Here is a 16,432-nt window from a genome sequence, read left to right on the forward strand (position 1 = left end):
CCCTGGAACGTTCGGGTTTCATTGCTGCCGGTCCGGGTGCCGCCGCAACCGCAGGCAGGTGTCGCGCCACAGCTCGACGTTCTCCTCCTGCCGCAGCCGGGCGGCGGCGTGCCGCCGCACCGTCGGGCAGAGGCGGAAGCTGCCCGGCTGCGGGGCGTCGGTCAGCAGCCCCGCCTCGATCAGCCCGTCCAGGGCGTGGGCGGTCGCGGCCGGGCCGAGATCGGTGAGCAGCTCGGCCACCGTCGCCGGGTGGTCACCGGGGTGCAGCAACGCCAGCCGGCGGAACAGCTGCCGTTGCGCGGCCGGCAACCGCAGGTACGCGGTGTCGGAGCCGGCGGGACCACCGGCGGCTACGGCGGCCGGCGGCGATTCCAGCGGGCACCAGCGGGCCCCGAACAGGCCGGCGAGCCCGCTGCGGCTCGTCACGATCGTCAGCCACCCCGCCGATGCCGGCAGCACCGGACGGACCTGCTCCTCGGCGTACGCGTCGTCGAGCACCAGGATCCCGCGTCGACCGGACATCACCGACCGGAGCAGGGTCGCGCGTTCCAGGACCGGCAGTGGTGCCCGGTGTTCCGGCACCCCCAACGCGCGGAGCAGTCGGTCGATCGCCGTACCGACGGCCAGCGGCTGCCGGGACGTGCCAGCCAGGTCCAGCAGCAGCCCGTCGACGCCGTACCGCTGGCCGGCCCGGTGCGCCGCCGTCACCGCGACATCCGTCTTGCCTGCGCCTGCCGGTCCGTACACCACGACGACGGTCGGTCCGGCGGTGGACGACTGCGCCCCGACGGCCGCCGTGGCCAGCTCGTCGAGCTGGCGTAGCTCGGCCTCCCGCCCACCACCGGAGCGCACCGTAGCGGGCAGCGCCAGCGGGTGGGTGGTCTCCGGCGGGCTGGCCGTCGACGCGGCCGCCGCCCGGGTGAGCTGGTCGGCAGCCGCGGTGCCGACGGACGCCGCCGCGCCGAGTACCGCCGCGATTCGTTCGACCGTTAGCGGTTGCGGGACGACCCGGCCGCGTTCCAGGTTGCCGACGGTGCGTGACGACAGTCCGGCGGCCTCGGCGAGGCGTTCCTGTGACAGCCCGGCGGAGCGCCGCAACGCCACGAGCAGCGCCGGCAGGTCGATCGGTGCTGGCAGGTCGATCGGCGACCGATCGTCGCGTGCGGCCGTTGAGCCTTCCGGTGTCGGCATACCTGATGATCGTTCAGTCCTGGTGCTTCGGTCGTATGGCTGTCGAGTTGATGTCGGGTAACTTGTGGCCGCATGGTCAGCGTCGGCGCGGCGGAAGGCCGATCCATGAGCCTCGGGGCTGCGGACCCGGACGGACCGGACGTCTTCGCCGTGCTGCTGCGACGGTACCGGCGGGCTGCCGGGTTGAGCCAGCAGCAGTTGGCGCAGGCCGCCGGGCTCGGCGTGCGGACGCTGCGGGACCTGGAACGCGGCCGGGTCGGCCGGCCGCAGCGGGCCACCGTGACCGGGCTGGCCGAGGCGTTGCGGCTGCGGCCGGCCGAGGCACAGCGGCTACGCCGGTCGGTGTCGTCGGGCCGGTCGGTGTCATCCGGCCAGCCGGTGTCGTCGGGCCAGCTCGTAGACGGCGATCCTGACCTTGAACTGGTCGGCCTGACCACGCCGCCGAGGGTGCCGTTGCCGGCGGATCCGCCGGACTTCAGCGGGCGTGGCACCGAACTGGACCGGCTGGCCGGTCGGATGTCGCGGTCCGGGGCCGTGGTGGTGGTGCACGGTCCACCCGGGATCGGAAAGACCAGTGTGGTCGTCCGGGCGGCGCGGGAACTGGCCGCCGTGCTGCCGGACGGGGCGTTCTTCGTCGATCTCCGGGGCACCGCGCGGCAGCCGGTGACGTCACGCGCGGCGGTGGCGCAGCTGCTCGCCGATCTCGGCGTGGACCGACGTCGCCTGCCCAGTGGTCTGGACGAGCGGTTGGCGTTGTACGAGGCGATGACGGCTGGGCGCAGCGGCGTACTGGTCCTCGACGATGCCCGCGACGCCGCGCAGGTGCGGCCGTTGCTGCCGACCGGCGGCGACTGGCGGGTGTTGATCTCCAGTCGTCGGCAGCTGACCGACCTCACCGGCGCCGACTCGGCCGCTGCCGGGTCGACGGGCGTCGAGCGGATCGCGCTCGGTGCGCTGCCCGGCCCCGATGCCCGCAAGCTGCTGGCCGGGGTGGTCGGTCCGGCCCGGCTGGCCGCCGAGCCGGCGGCGGTCGACGAGCTCGTCCGGATCTGCGGCGGCCTGCCGCTGGCGCTGCGGATCGCGGCGAGCCGGTTGGCGAGCCGACCGCTATGGACGGTCGGCGGTCTGTTGGACCGGTTGCGCGACAGCCGGCGGCGGCTCGACGGGCTGTACGCCGGGGACGTCGAGGTCCGCGCCGCGTTCATGGTGTCGTACCGGCAACTCGACCCGGATCAGCGGACGGCGCTGCGCCGCCTGGCGCTACTGCCGTGGCCCGGCTACGACGCGACGACCGTGGCCGACCTGCTCGACCTCGATCCCGACCTCGACCGGGCTGCTTCGGCGTTGGCCGGGCTGGTCGAGGCGGGCCTGCTCACCCCGGTGCCGGCCGGCGGTTCCGGGTCGGCCGGCACCGGCAGCGGCGGCCGGTTCCGGCTGCACGACCTGCTGGTGGTGTTCGGGCAGGAACGGGCGGCGGACGAGGACAGCCTGGCAGATCAGCAGGCGGCCGTGGAGCGGGTACGCACCGGGCTGCTCGCGACGGTCGTCGCCGCCGGTGCCTGGTTCCCGTCGTACCAGGAGCCGCTGGACCGGCACCGGTTCCCGGCCGCCCGCACCCCGTTCGGGTCCGCGTCGGCCGCCCTCGACTGGTGCACCGCGCAGCGTCGGGCGATCACCTGGGCGTTGCGTCGCACGGCCCAGCATCAGCGCCACGCCGAGATCGTCACCGTGGTGGACGCGATCCGTGGTGTCGCCAACCGTCATCATCATCTGGCTCCCTGGCGGGAAGTCTTCCAGGCCGCTGTGGAGTCCGCTCTCGCCCTCGGCGACCCGGCGGCGGAGGCCCGGCACCGCGACTCCCTCGGCTTCGCGTTCAAGTACCAGGTGCGTCAGCCGGAGCAGGCGTTGCCGGAGCACGAGCGGGCCCGGCAGCTGCACGCGGAGATCGGCGACCGGGCCGGGTATGCGTGGAGCACGCTGTACACCACGGGCGCGCTGCACCGCTGCGGCCGGCTGGCGGAGGCGCTCGACCGGGCCCGGCTCGCCGCGGAGCTGTTCGCCGCGCTGGGCCAGACGCAGGGGGCGGTGATCGCCAGCTACGCCATCGGCGACATCCAACGTGACCTGGGGCACCCGGAGCAGGCGGCGCGGACCCATCGCGAAGGGCTGGAAGGGCTCGCCGATCCGGCTGGCCGGGACCGGGTGAACGCCGGCATGTTCGGCTACCGGCTCGGTCTCGACCTGGTCGCGGTCGGGGATCTGCCGGGCGCGGTGCGGGTACTCGAGCAGGCGTACGCGACGTTCGTCGCCGAGCATCATCCGACCGGGATCGCCGAATGCCTCGGCGCGCTCAGCGAAGTGCTGGCGCGACTCGGCAGTCCGCGCGCGGTCGCGGTCGCCACCCGCGCCGTCGGCGTCTGTCACGAGCTGGGCGACGCGCTGCGGGAAGCCCAGGCCTGGTACGCGTTGGGCCTGGTGGCCCAGGCGGAGCAACGTTCCGAGGACCACCTGCGGTGCTTCGACCGGGCCCGGTCGCTGTGTGCGGGGTCGGCGGACCTGGAGGTACGGAGCCTGCTCGCGCGGCTCACCCGGCAGTGACACAAGCACTCGGCAGTGACGCAAGCCCTCGGCAGTGACACCCGGTTCTGCCGGTCGGTTTTCCTGTTCCGGCCGCCGGGGATCGGGTTCCATCCGAGGGTCGAGGCGATCACGTGCGTCGAGATCACCTGCGTCGAGTTCACGTGCGTCGAGACGTCGACGCCGACCGTGCCCGGAGGAATGCGATGCAGCTCGGCCCGCAACCGTCAGCCGGGGAGGCACCCACCGGCCACCTGCCGGCCGACCGTGCGCGGGCGGCGTTCGCCGACGCGGTCGCGACCCGGGTGCTGCACCGCGATCCGGCTGCCTCACCGGTGCGACGCGGGGCCGCCGCGTTGGTCGCGGTGCTGCTGACCCTGGTCGTCGTGGCTGTCGCCGGGTTCCTGGTGGAGTACCTGAGCAGCGGAAAAGGCACCGCGCGGGCGGCCGACGTACCAGGTGCCACCGCGCCGACCACCGACCCGGACAGCCCGGCCGGGCCGGCCGGATCCGAGAGTCCGGGCCAGCCGGACGGGTCCGACCCGACCAGCGGTCCGACGACGGCCGGCCGGCAGTCGGGTACGCCGACCGGCGCGCACCTGGCGCCGCCGCCGGCCGGGACGCAGCCGACGACCGCCCCCGCCGTGGCGTCCGCGACCCGGACCACGCCACCGGCCACCACCGGCGAGAGCCGGTCGGTCGCGTCACAGCCGACGAGCGCGGCACGGCTGGCGGCCACCACGTACTCGGCGATCGCCGGTCCCGGCTGCTCCGGCAACAACGACGCGCACAACTGGTACAGCCAGGGGGTGTACCGCGACGGCACCGCCGGCTGGTACGACATCACCGGCGGCCACCGCGGCGACGGCTGTTCCGGGTCGGCGCTGGCGATGCCGATGTCCGGCAGCTCCACCGCGACCGGCCGCAACTACGTGGTCTGGTGGTTCGAGACAGCTCCGGTGGTCAACGGCACCTGCACCTTCTCGGTCCTCGTCCCGAACAGCGGCTCGGCGCGCGACGTCGCCGGCAACCCGGCGGTGTACAAGGTGCTCGGCGGCCGGACGTCGACGAGCCCGTACGCCCAGTTCTCGATCAACCAGACGGCGAACCGGGGACGGTGGGTCGGCACGGGGGCGGTGGCGGTCCGCAACGGTGCCATCTCGCTGCACCTGCAGGACTCCGGCCGGGACCCGAACGGTGAACACATCGGTGCCGCACAGGTCCGGGTGAACTGCACCGCCGGATAGCCCACCGGGCCGGTGGCCGGTCGTCTCGAACCGGGTCAGGAGCCGGTGGTGGCCAGCTGCGCCGGTACGTAACCGAACTCGATCGCCCGCCTGGTCAGCTCGGCCTTGTTGCCCACGGCGAGCTTGGTCCGGATCCGCTTCACGTAGGTGTCGACGGTGGCGGCGGTCAGTCCCAGCTCCCGGGCGGCCTGTGCGTGGGTGAGACCCCGGGCGATCAGCCGTAGGGTCTGCACCTCCCGGGGAGCGAGCGCCGGAAGCTGGCGGCTTTCGGCGCCGGCCGAGCCGGTCCGGGCCGGCACCGCCCGGACCGGCTCGGCCGGCGCCCACTGCAGGCCCCGTCCGAGGTGGATTCCGCCGGACACGACGGCGTCCAGGGCGATGCGCATCTCGGCCGGGTCGGTCGCCCCCGCGACGAGCACCGAACGGGCGCCGCACCGGATCGCGGCCAGCGCCGAGCTCATCGCGGTCGCCGACGCCACCACCAGGGTGGGCCACCGGTCGCAGAGCCGGCGCAGCTGTGCCGGGGGCAGGTCGACGCCGAGCACCGCCACCGTCGGCCGGCGCGGCGCGGAGGTGCCGGGCACCGTACCGGAGAGCAGGTCCTGGACCTGGCAGCGCAGCGCGACGTCGCGGATCCGGTGGGCCTCGGAGAGCAGGAAGCGTACGCCCATGCCGGCCAGCGGATCCCGGACAAGGGCGACAACGTCGTACGGGACCGGCTCGACGGTCAACGCGTCCTCCCGAGCGGCGCTCCGCCGGGGCGCCCGCTGGCTGCCCGGTTGCGGCGACCCGCCGCCGGTACGCCACCCACCTGGCAATCCAACCGGCCGGCTGAGGCCGGCGACAGGAAATCGCACCGGCAGAACCGGGCCGACGAGGCGTGCTCAGCGCTCGGCGGGGGTGGCCTGCGCGTATCCCAGCTCGATCGCGCGCCGGGTGAGGTCGGCCTTGTTGACCGCGTCGAGTCTGCGGCGCAGCCGCTTCGCGTACGTGTGGACGGTCGCCTCGGTGACGCCGATGCGCCGGGCCACCTGCCGGTGGGTCAGGCCCTGGGTGATGCCCTGCAGGACCTCGAGTTCCCGGTAGGTCAACGGGATCCGGTCCGGTGGTGCCGGCTCGTCAACGGAGGCGACGAACCGGTCGACCAGTCCGGCCGAGACGTACCGGCCTCCGGCGGCGGCCGCCACCATCGCCAGGTCGAGATCGGGTACGGGGTCGCCGGCGGCGACCAGCGCACGTACTCCCGCCCGCAGCAGTCCCACCAGGTCCAGCGGTTCGTCGGCCGGTACGGCCAGGACCACGCAGCGGTTCCCGGCTGCCGCGGCCACGGCGGCGTACCGGGCGGCGGGCAGCGACGCCCAGTCGAGCAGCAGCACCAGCCGCGGCGTCGTCGGCTCCGCGGCCGGGTCGGCGGGCATCGCGCGGTTGTCGGGCGTGGCCGGCTCGGCGGGAGTGGGTCGGTCAGTCAGCGTCATCGGGCACGTCCTGCGGTCGGAGGTCGGTCAGCTCGTCCTCGCTCGCCCCGGGGGTCGTGGCGACGCGTAGCGCGTGGCGTTCGGTCATCCGCTGGAACACGTGCCGGGCGGCCCGGCCGTTGCCGAACCCGTCGACCCGGGGGAGCCGGTCGAACAGTGCGGTCAGGGTGTCCCGGGTGGAGCCGGTGAGTCGGTAGCGGTGCTGTTCGGCCTGGGCTTCGACGATGCGGACCAGCTCGGCCGACCGGTAGTCGGGGAACCGCAGCGTACGGGTGAACCGCGACGCCAGGCCCGGGTTCGAGGCGACGAACCGGGCCATGTCGTCGGGGTAGCCGGCGGCGATGACGACGACGTCGTCGCGGTGGTCCTCCATCAGTTTGACCAGGGTGGCGACCGCTTCGGCACCGAAGTCCGCGCCCTGCCCGGTCGGTGCCAGCGCATACGCCTCGTCGATGAACAGCACGCCGCCGCGGGCGCGTTGGAAGACGCCGGTGGTCTTCGGCGCGGTGTGTCCGACGTACTCACCGACCAGGTCGCTGCGGCTGGCCTCGACCAGATGCCCCTGGGTGAGCAGGCCCAGCGCGTGCAGGATCCGGCCGTACAGGCGGGCCACGGTGGTCTTGCCGGTCCCCGGGTTGCCGGCGAAGACCAGGTGCCGGCTCAGCGGTGGCGGCGGCAGCCCGGCGTCGCGCCGCAACCGGACCAGCCGCATGACGGTGACCAGGGCACCGACGTCGCGCTTGACGTCGTCGAGTCCGACGAGTTGGTCGAGTTGGTGGAGCAGCCGGGCCACCGCATCGGCCGGGTCGGCCGGGGCGCCGGCGGGCGCTGCGGGCACCTGCCCCGGCGCCGGCTGCCCAGGTGGTTGCCCACTGCGTGGACCCGGGTCGGGGCAGCGCAGCACCGCCCACGGTCCGCCGTGGACGGTGCCGTGCAGCGTCGGGCCGGCGAGCACCGTGGTGCACTCGTCGCCGACCTGCACGGCTACGCCGCCGGTGCCGGTGATCGCGCCGCCGCGCAGCAGCGGCCGGTGCGCGGTGTCGACGATCAGGCCGGTGCCGCCGGAGATCGTCGCGCCGTCGGCGGTCAGGTCGCCCCGGTCGGCGACGTGCACACCGGCCAGCCGGGCACCGTCGATTCGTCCACCCGTCAGCTGCACCGTCGCGGTGTCGACCACCGCCACCCCGTGCTCGCCGCTGCCGGTCAGTTCGCAGCCGGCCAGTTCGGCGCGGGCCTGTCCGCCGACGTGCACCGTGCTGTAGCCGGACCCGGTGGCGACGACCCCGGTCATCGTGATCCGGGCCCGCCCGGTCAGGTACGCGGCGTTGCCATGCGCGTCGACGAGCTGACCTGCGGTGACGGTCAGTCGGGCGTCGTCGCGGGCGGCCACCGCCGAGTCCCGTACCCCGGTGAGGACACAGTCGTCGAGCCGTACCTGGGCGGTGCCGGTGGCCAGCACCCCGGCGCCGGTGCTGCCGTCGATCCGGCTGGCGGTGACGTCGACCCGGCCGCCGACGACCCGCAGCCCGCACCCGCCGACCCCGGTCAGTACGCAGTCGGTGACCGTGACGGTGGCGTCGTCGGTGACCTGGACTCCGTCGCCGGCGACCTGCCGGATGGTCACCCGGCGCAGCGTCGCCGTCGTGGTGCCGGTGACCACCACGCCGGCACCGACGACCGTGCAGTCCTCCAGCAGCACGCTGCCCTGGTCGAGCAGCACGGCGGCGGCGTGCCCGTCCGACGTACCCGGGTGGGTCGGCGGTGCCTCGAACACCACCCCACGGATGGTCACCGTAGCGCCGACCACCAGCACCGGGGCGACCGGCGTGACGATCCGGACGGACCCCGGTCCGCCCTCGGCGACCAGGGTGACGGCCCGGTCGAGGACCAGCGCCTCCCGGTAGCGGCCGGCGCGGATCGTGACGGTGCCGCCGACGTCGGCCGCCCGCAGGGCGGCACCGACGCTGCGGTGCACGCCCCAGCCGTGCGTCGCTACCCGGAGGCGTGTGGTCATCAGGGGAATTGTCGGCGGTGCCTGGCCTGGCGCACCACGTCCCTGTTCTGGCCGCCCACCCCGATGTCGGGGATTTGGTGACTGGTGGTGCCCATGCCGACCGGACACGATGACGGATGCCAGATGGCGGACGCGCGATGAGGTAGGTGAACTGACGGTGCCCGACTACGGCGTAACCCCGTTGCAGGTGCAGGCCGGCGCACAGAGCGCCGCGGCGATCGCCGACGAGATCTCCGTCGGGCTCGATCAGTTGCGGCAGTACGTGGCGTCGCTGCGCGGTGCCTGGGAAGGCGTGGCGCAGGTGAGTTTCGACGAGCTGATGCAGCGGTGGGCGGTCGACGCCCAGAACCTGCACAACGCGTTGGTGGGGATTTCCAACGGGCTGAACACCACCTACCAGAACTACGTGAGCAGCGAGACGGCCAACAACCAGTCGGTGCAGCAGGTGCTCGCGTCCATGCCGCCGGCCCGGCTCGGCTGACCGTGGCCCGGACCAGCTGACCGCGTACCGGACCAGCCGACGACGGCAAGGAGTGATCGATGAGCATCGACAGTAGTTTTCTGCGGGTCACCTCGGCGCAGGAGACCGCCGGTAGCTACGTGCTGTCCCGGTCCGCCGAGATGGAGGAACGGCTCTCCCAGTTGAAGACCCAGCTCGCCGAGTTGGAGTCGATCTGGACCGGTGAGGCCCGGGAGCACTATTTCGAGCTGCGGAACCAGTGGAGTGTGGCCGCCGCTGACCTGTTCGGACCGACCGGTGTGCTCGGCATGGTCGGCCACGCGCTGAACACCTGCTGGGACAACTACACCGGGGCGGAGGAGAGCAACCGGGCGACGTGGCGGTCGTCGTGACGCCGACCACCGCCGGTGCCGGTGCCGGCGTCAGCACCGGTGCCGGTGCCGGTGCCGCGACGGGACACCGGTGCCCGGTCACCGTGGTCGGTGCCCGCCGCCGGGTGGACCTCGCTCTGCCGGTGGAGGTGCCGGTCGGTGAGTACCTCGGGCTGATCCTCGACCTGTGTGAGCAGCCCACCACCGGCGCCCACCCGCAGGTGTGGTCGCTGGCCCCGCTGGGGCGTCGGCCACTGCCGCTGGACGCCCCGCTCGCCGACTGCGCACCGACCGAGGGCATGGTGCTGTACCTGGTCGACGTAGCCGCCGACGAGGACCACGAGCCGCAGGTGACCGACATCGACGAGGTCGTCGCCGAAGCCACCGACGAGTTGGGGCGGCGGCGGTGGAACCAGCGGGCGGCAGCCGCGACCCTGGTGGCGGCGGGCGTCGGGTGGCTGGTGGCGACGATCGGACTGGCGACGATCGGACCGGCGGTGTTCGGACCGGAAACGTTTGAACCGGCCCGGCCGGTCGGTGTCGAACTGCTAGCCGTCGTCGTCGGGCTGGCCGTACCGGGACTGGTCGCCCTCGCCCGGCGGCGTGGCTGGCCGTTGCCGGAGTCGCTGCTGACGGGCCTGGCCCTGACCGCCCCGCTCGCGCTGGGCTGCGCCGGGGCGATGGCCCTGGGCAGCGTGTCGGGGGCGGCGGTGGCCGCCAGCGTCGGCGGTCTGCTCGCGTTCGCGGCGGTGCCGTCGGCCGGGACGCTGGCGGTGGCGTTGTGGATCGCCGTCGCCGCCGGGTGCGCCGTACCGCTGGTCGTGCTGCGGCCCTCGGGTGCCGGCCTGCTGGCGGTGGTGGCGCTGGTCGGTTTCGCGATGCTGGTCGCCGCCGCGCCGGCCGCCAGCCGGCTGGCCATGTTCGGGCAGGGACGCCCCGGGTCGGTGCCGGCCGACGACCCGGTGACGGTCACCGCGGCGGTACGCCGGGCGTACCGGATCCTGGCCGGGTGGACGGTGGCGGCGGCGCTGCTCACCGCGACCGGTCTGGTGGGGGTGGCCCGCTCGTCGGACTGGGCGGCCTGGCTGCTGGTCGGCGCGTTGGCGTTGGCGTTGGCGTTGCGTGCGGTCAGCCACGAGTTCGCGGTGGAGGCGGCGTCGACGCTCGCCGCCGCCGTGGCCGGCCTGGTGACCCTGACCTTGACCGTCGCGGCCCGGTGGCCGGTCGCGGTCGGGGTGGGCGTGCTGGTGGCGCTGACCCTGGTGGGCTGCGGTGGTTGGCTGGCGTCCCGGTCGCCGCTGACGGACCGCCGACCCCGGTGGCTGCTGGGCGCCTCGACGCTGTTCGTGGCGGTGGCGCTGGTCGCGGCGCTGACGATCTGGGGGGCGGTCGGCGTGATGCTCGACCTGGGCCGGTCGATCGCGTCCTGACCGGCCCAGGTCAGCAGGAATTGTGCGTCAGCCGGAGTCGAACCGGGAGTGGTCGTCGGCGGTGGCGTACCCGTCGCCGGTGGCCTCCAGCGCCTGCACGTACGCGCCGAACAGTTGCAGCGTCTTCGCGAAGTCGTCCAGCGCCTGCGCCATGTACGGGCGAATCGCGTTGGCGAACTCGATCGCGTCGGCCTGCAGGCTGTCCGGCACGTCCTGCCGGATGTAGTACTGCTGGTGCGGTGCCCCGGGGTTGTCCTGCACGATCTCGTCATGGGTCTCGGTCTGCCCGAAGACGGTGTCCTGAGTCGTCGCCACCCGGTTGCGTAGCTCTTCGTACCGGGTGGTGAGGTCCCGGGTGGTGGTGAGCAGGGACCCTTCGACGGCGGCCAGCCCGGCCAGTGACACGGACAGCTGGGCGTAGGTCGCGGTCCGGCCGTCGACGTCGGCCTGTCCGGAGCTCTCCGACGAGCCGCCGGGTTCGTAGGAGATCGAGAAGCCCGGGTCGACGGTGACCGAGTCCGGGGTGATCTGCTCCGGCGGCGGCGCGGAGTCGCCGCCGGCCGGGGCCGGTGGGGGCACCGGCAGGCCCGGGTCGCGGGTCTCGTCACCTGGATTGTTGCTCGTCGTTCCCATGCCACCTCCCGGTCGTGCCGTCGGTTCCGGCGCAGCATCCCCTGAATCTGGCGACCACGGGAACGTCCATGTTCTGGGTACCGGGGCCCGAAAGCGGAGCTGTCCGGGGCATCGGCCGGCGACCTACGGTGACCGCATCCGGTGCCGCGTCACCCGGCGCGCGCGGGTGGGGAAAGGAGCCGGCATGCCGTTGATGTACTACGTCGACATGGACGCGGTGCGTGCCGCGATCACGACCATCAGGACCGAACGCGACACCGTCGACGAGCTGCTGACCGGTATCGAGGGCGCGTTGGACAGCGCCACCGCCGTCTGGTCCGGGCCGGCGGCGTCCACCTTCGCCGACCTGTCGCAGCAGCTGGTCGGCGCGAACACCGACCTGATCGACGCGATCGACGCGATCATCGGCCGGATGCAGACCACCGTCGACAACTATCAGCGGACGGAGACCGCGAACTACTACACCGTCGGGGGGAGCTGACATGCCCCTGGCCGACAACCCGCTCGGGCCGAACCCGGTCTACAACACCAGCAGCATTTCCTGCGACATCACCACCTTGGCCGCCAACGGCCAGCAGGTGCTGGACGACGCCGGCCGGGTCGCGGGATGCCTGGAACGGATCGTCGGGGCTCTCAACGGCCTGTCCGAGGCGGGTGCCTGGCTGGGGCCGAGCGCGACCGACGCGCAGCTGCTGTTCGACAACTTCAACTCGGCGGCCAGTGAGCTGTTCAACGACGAACCACCCGGGTTGTTCGCGGTGATCGGGGTCAATCTGCGCCGGGCGGCGCTGAACTACGACGCCGCCGAGACGCAGATCGTCGCCATGTTCGACGCGTTCATCGACGTGGTCGGCGGTGGCTCCGGCGGTGGCTCCGGCCCGTCCGGCGGCCCGGATCCGTCCGGTGGCTCCGGCGGCGACGACACCGCACCGGGCGGCACCCCCAATCCCGTCACTCTCACCGAGGTGGCCCGGTCCTGAACCGGGTCGGACCGCAGGAAGCCATGTCGACATCAGAGTCCGCGTCCCCCGTCCGGCTGCTGCACCGGGCCGCGCGTACCGCCGGGCCGACGTTGCCGCAGGGCCGGCTCACCGTGGCGGCCCCGCCCGTCGACGCGTCCGGAAACGGCGGCGTCGCGCTGATCACCCTGCTGTTGCCGCTGCTCAGCACGATCGCGATGGCCGGCTACATGATCACGCTCGGGCACCGGTGGATGGTGGTGGCCGGCATCGCGTTCATCGTGATCTCGATCGTGTCGACGTTCGGCATCCGCTACCAGATGAGCGCGCACGCCCGCCGCCAGCGGGCCCGCCAGCGGATCCGCTACCACGCACATCTGACCGGCATCCGGCGCAGCGCCCGCGGCATCGCCGCCCAGCAGCGCGCGGCGGTGCCGGTGGCGCACCCGTCACCGCAGCGACTGCTCGCCATCGTCTGGCACCGGCGGCGACTGTGGGAGCGTCGACCCACCGATCCGGACTTCCTCCGGATCCGGGTCGGCCTCGGCACCGGGCCGCTGTGCGTACCGGTCGCCCTGTCGGCCAGGGCCGACCCGATGGCCGACACCGACCCGGACCTCACCGCGGCCGCCGAGGCGGTGGTCCACCAGGTCGGTACGGTCGGCCGCCAGCCCGGCGTGATCGACCTGGGCCGGGCCGGCGTGGTCAGCGTGATCGGTCCGCCGGCGGCGGCCCGCGCGGTGGGCCGGGCGATGCTGTGCCAGACGGCGGCGTTGCACGCGCCGGAGGACGTGGCCGTGGTGGTCTGCGCGCCGGACGCCGTCCGGGACTGGGAGTGGGCGGTCTGGCTGCCGCACGTGCGCACCGCCGGCCCCACCGGGCAGGTCGCCGATCTGCCGCCGACGGCCGCGCCGGTCGCCGTCGCCGAGGACCTGTCCGCCCTGGTCGGGCTGCTGCAGCTGTGGCTGGCCCGGCTCGCCACCACCGACGAACCGGTCCTGCTGACCCGGGCCGACGCCGACCCGGGTCGCCGGCTGGTGCTGCTGATCGACGGCTACGACCCGACCAGCGCCTGGGTGCGGGAGCCGGTCCTCACCGAGCTGCTGGCCCGGGCCGGGAAGGCCAGCGGGGTGAGCGTGGTGTGTCTGGTGCCCGGCCCGTCGTACCAGCCGCCCCGGGCCGACGTGCGGGTGACCGTCGACGACACCGGCCGGCTCACCCTCGCCGGCCGGTCGGAGCTGATCGTCGCGGTCGACGACCTGGTGGGCGACGCCCCGACCCCGGCCCTGGCGCGGTGCCTGGCCCGGGCCATGGCGCCGTTGCGGCTGCGGCCGCCCCGGGCCGGCGACCTGGTCGACTCGCTGTCGGTGCCGGAACTGCTGGGTCTGTCCCGCGACGAGGTGGTCGGCACCGGACGCTGGCTGCCGGCCGGCAGCGATGAACTGCTGCGCGCACCGATCGGCATCGACAGCGACGGCCGGCCGGTGGTGCTCGACCTGAAGGAGTCGGCGCAGGGCGGTGTCGGCCCGCACGGGCTGGTGATCGGCGCGACCGGCTCCGGCAAGAGCGAACTGCTGCGTACCCTGCTGGTGGGGTTGGCCATGACCCACCCGCCGGACCTGCTCAGCTTCGTGCTGGTCGACTTCAAGGGCGGGGCCACCTTCGCGAACGCCGTCGACCTGCCGCACGTCGCCGGTCTGATCACCAACCTGGCCGACGACATGGCCCTGGTGGACCGGGTCAGGGCGGCGCTCGTCGGGGAACAGCAGCGTCGGCAGCGGCTGCTGCGCGACGCCGGCAACGTCGACTCGGTACGCGAGTACCAGGTGCGCCGCGCGGCCGGCGGCACGGGCGTCGACGGTGCCCCGCTGCCGGCCCTGCCGTACCTGCTGGTGATCGTGGACGAGTTCGGTGAGCTGCTCACCGGACGGCCCGACTTCATCGACCTGTTCGTGCAGATCGGTCGGGTGGGCCGCAGCCTCGGGATCCATCTGCTGCTGGCCAGCCAACGGCTCGACGAGGGCCGGCTGCGTGGCCTGGAGTCGCACCTGTCGTACCGGATCGGGTTGCGGACGTTCAGCGCCGCCGAGAGTCGGGCGGTGCTCGGCACCGCCGACGCGTACCTGCTGCCGCCGCTGCCCGGGTCGGCGTACCTGAAGGTCGACGAGTCGGCGTACCGCCGGTTCCGGGTCTCGCACGTCTCCGGTCCGGCCTGGCCGGCGGTCCGGCCGGCCGCGCCGGTCCAGCTCGTCCCGGTGCCGTTCGGTCCGGTCAGCCGCGACACGCCGCTGCCCGACACCGGTCCGGCAGCCGACCCCGGGCCGACTGACGCCGCCGACGGACCGTCGACACTGGATCTGGTGACGACCGCGTTGGCGCAGGCCGACGCGGTAGCTCACCAGGTGTGGCTGCCGCCGCTGCCACCGGCGATCGCCCTCGGATCCGTGCTCGGCCCGGTGGGCGAGGTGCCGGAACGCGGGCTGCAGGCCGAGAGCTGGCCGTGGCTCGGCGGGCTGCGGGTGCCGCTCGGCGTCCTCGACGAGCCGGCCACCCAGCAGCAGTCCCCGATGCTTGTCGACTTCGGTGCGGCCGGGAACCTCGCCGTGGTCGGCGCCCCGCAGACCGGCAAGAGCACCCTGCTGCGCACCACGGTGCTGGCGTTGATGCTGACCCACACCCCGGACGAGGTCCAGTTCGCCTGCGTCGACCTGGGCGGCGGTGGCCTGCGGGCGCTCGCCGCCGCCCCGCACGTCGCCGGGGTCGCCGGCCGCCGCGACGTGGAGCTGGCCCGCCGGATCCTGCTGGACACCCGGCGGCTCGTCGACGAACGGGAACGGATCTTCGCCGACCTGGGCGTCGACTCGGCCGGCCGCTGGCGGCAGCTGCGGGCCAGCGGTGGCCTGCCCGGCGACGTACGCGCCGCCGACGTGTTCCTGGTGCTGGACAACTGGCCCGCCATCCGGGCCGAGTTCGACCTGGCCGACGAGGTCGTCGTGGACGTCGCGGCGCGCGGACTCGGCGTCGGGGTGCACGTCCTGGTGACCGCGAACCGCTGGTTCGACATCCGGTCCAACCTGCGCGACAGCCTCGCCGGCCGGCTCGAACTGCGGCTCAACGACCCGGCGGAGAGCGAGATCAGCCGGCCGGCGGCCCGGTCGCTCGGTGACGTCGTCGCCGGCCGGGGTCTGGCCCCACCCGGCGTGCCGTACCAGGCGTTGCTGCCCCGGGTCGACGACGCCGACACCGTCGACGCCCTGACCGAGGCGCTCGACGAGGTGGTCGGCAAACTGGCCGCCGGCTGGAGCGGTCCGGCCGCCCCCGAAGTACGGGTCCTGCCGCGCCGGCTGGCCGCGGCGCAACTGCCGGTCGACGCCGCCGCTGCCGGCGTACCGATCGGTCTGGACGAGGTCGGCCTCGCCCCGGTCCACCTCGACCTGATCGGTGACGATCCGCATCTGGTGGTGCTCGGCGACTCCGGCACCGGCAAGACCCAGCTGCTGCGTACCTGGATGGCGGCGATGGCCCGCCGCTACACGGCGTGGGAGATCCGGTTCGTCGTGATCGACTACCGGCGGACCCTGCTGGGGGCGGTGCCGGAGGACTACCTGGGTGCCTACGCCGCCGACCCGACCGCCGCCGCCGAGTACGTCGGGCAGGTCGACGGCAAGCTCGCCGAACGGATGCCGCCGCCCGGCCTGACCGGCCAGGACCTGGCCCGCCGGGACTGGTGGCAGGGGCCGCAGCTGTTCGTCGTGGTCGACGACCACGACCTGGTCGGCGGGGGCAGTTCCCCGTTGTCGCCGCTGGTCGACCGGCTGCCGCACGGGCACGATCTCGGATTCCACGTGGTGCTCGCCCGGCGGGTCACCGGCAGCTCCCGGGGGTTCGCGGTCGATCAGCTGCTCGCCAGGTTGCGGGAGCAGCAGCCGGCCGCGTTGATCCTGCCCGGGGACAGCCGGGAAGGGGCGCTGTTCGGCGGCCACCGGGCCGAGAACGGGCCACCGGGCCGGGGTCGGCTGCTGCGCCGGGCGCACCCCGACACGGTGATCCAGGTGGCGATCGAGGAGGCCTGAGG

Annotated in this window: 13 protein-coding genes; 8 read left to right on the top strand and 5 right to left on the bottom strand. The window is 73.9% G+C overall.

What is annotated here, in order from left to right; genetic code table 11:
* Positions 1-18 precede the first annotated feature (18 nt).
* Positions 19-1,191, bottom strand: a complete 1,173-nt coding sequence (locus O7629_RS28980; RefSeq protein ID WP_278173233.1) for an XRE family transcriptional regulator — start codon at positions 1,189-1,191, stop codon at positions 19-21.
* A 105-nt stretch (positions 1,192-1,296) separates the two neighbouring features.
* Between O7629_RS28980 and O7629_RS28985 the strand changes: the two genes are divergently transcribed.
* The gene (locus O7629_RS28985) at positions 1,297-3,789 is read left to right on the top strand and encodes an XRE family transcriptional regulator (RefSeq protein ID WP_278173235.1); all 2,493 of its coding nucleotides are present in this window, start codon (positions 1,297-1,299) and stop codon (positions 3,787-3,789) included.
* Between the two features lie 185 nt (positions 3,790-3,974).
* The gene (locus O7629_RS28990; protein ID WP_278173236.1) at positions 3,975-5,015 is read left to right on the top strand and encodes a hypothetical protein; all 1,041 of its coding nucleotides are present in this window, start codon (positions 3,975-3,977) and stop codon (positions 5,013-5,015) included.
* 35 nt (positions 5,016-5,050) lie between these two features.
* Here the strand turns inward: O7629_RS28990 and O7629_RS28995 are convergent, their stop codons facing one another.
* The 3 genes from O7629_RS28995 to O7629_RS29005 all read right to left on the bottom strand — a co-directional run bounded on the left by O7629_RS28995 (position 5,051) and on the right by O7629_RS29005 (position 8,504).
* The gene (locus O7629_RS28995; RefSeq protein WP_278173237.1) at positions 5,051-5,746 is read right to left on the bottom strand and encodes a response regulator transcription factor; all 696 of its coding nucleotides are present in this window, start codon (positions 5,744-5,746) and stop codon (positions 5,051-5,053) included.
* A 153-nt stretch (positions 5,747-5,899) separates the two neighbouring features.
* Positions 5,900-6,490 carry a response regulator transcription factor gene (locus tag O7629_RS29000; RefSeq protein ID WP_278173238.1) on the bottom strand — a complete coding sequence of 197 codons (591 nt, stop codon included), beginning with the start codon at positions 6,488-6,490 and terminating at the stop codon, positions 5,900-5,902.
* Entirely contained in the window at positions 6,477-8,504 is a 2,028-nt protein-coding gene (locus tag O7629_RS29005) for a right-handed parallel beta-helix repeat-containing protein (protein ID WP_278173239.1), read from the bottom strand. The genes O7629_RS29000 and O7629_RS29005 overlap by 14 nt, the downstream gene beginning before the upstream one ends.
* Before the next feature lie 157 nt (positions 8,505-8,661).
* Here O7629_RS29005 and O7629_RS29010 point away from each other — a divergent pair, with 157 nt between their 5' ends.
* From O7629_RS29010 to O7629_RS29020, 3 genes are read left to right on the top strand one after another with little or no spacing between them, the layout of a single operon-like run.
* Positions 8,662-8,985 carry a WXG100 family type VII secretion target gene (locus O7629_RS29010; protein ID WP_278173240.1) on the top strand — a complete coding sequence of 108 codons (324 nt, stop codon included), beginning with the start codon at positions 8,662-8,664 and terminating at the stop codon, positions 8,983-8,985.
* Positions 8,986-9,044: 59 nt separating this feature from the next.
* Entirely contained in the window at positions 9,045-9,356 is a 312-nt protein-coding gene (locus O7629_RS29015) for a WXG100 family type VII secretion target (RefSeq protein ID WP_278173242.1), read from the top strand.
* Positions 9,341-10,765, top strand: coding sequence for an EsaB/YukD family protein (locus O7629_RS29020; RefSeq protein WP_278173243.1), 1,425 nt, complete (start codon positions 9,341-9,343; stop codon positions 10,763-10,765). Before O7629_RS29015 ends, O7629_RS29020 begins: the two co-directional genes overlap by 16 nt.
* Before the next feature lie 27 nt (positions 10,766-10,792).
* Here the strand turns inward: O7629_RS29020 and O7629_RS29025 are convergent, their stop codons facing one another.
* On the bottom strand, positions 10,793-11,398 hold the full coding sequence (locus O7629_RS29025; protein ID WP_278173245.1) for a hypothetical protein: 606 nt from the start codon (positions 11,396-11,398) through the stop codon (positions 10,793-10,795).
* Between the two features lie 184 nt (positions 11,399-11,582).
* On the opposite strand from O7629_RS29025, the gene O7629_RS29030 reads away from it, so the two are divergent.
* From O7629_RS29030 to eccCa, 3 genes are read left to right on the top strand one after another with little or no spacing between them, the layout of a single operon-like run.
* Complete coding sequence (locus O7629_RS29030) at positions 11,583-11,879, top strand: WXG100 family type VII secretion target (RefSeq protein WP_278173247.1); 297 nt, start codon at positions 11,583-11,585, stop codon at positions 11,877-11,879.
* A gap of 1 nt (position 11,880) precedes the next feature.
* The gene (locus O7629_RS29035) at positions 11,881-12,378 is read left to right on the top strand and encodes a hypothetical protein (protein ID WP_278173249.1); all 498 of its coding nucleotides are present in this window, start codon (positions 11,881-11,883) and stop codon (positions 12,376-12,378) included.
* A gap of 23 nt (positions 12,379-12,401) precedes the next feature.
* Positions 12,402-16,430 (top strand): type VII secretion protein EccCa, encoded by a 4,029-nt coding sequence (gene eccCa, locus O7629_RS29040; RefSeq protein WP_278173251.1) that lies wholly within the window; start codon positions 12,402-12,404, stop codon positions 16,428-16,430.
* The last annotated feature ends 2 nt before the right edge of the window (positions 16,431-16,432 follow it).

It is taken from the genome of Solwaraspora sp. WMMD792 (assembly GCF_029626105.1).
Taxonomy (GTDB): domain Bacteria; phylum Actinomycetota; class Actinomycetes; order Mycobacteriales; family Micromonosporaceae; genus Micromonospora_E.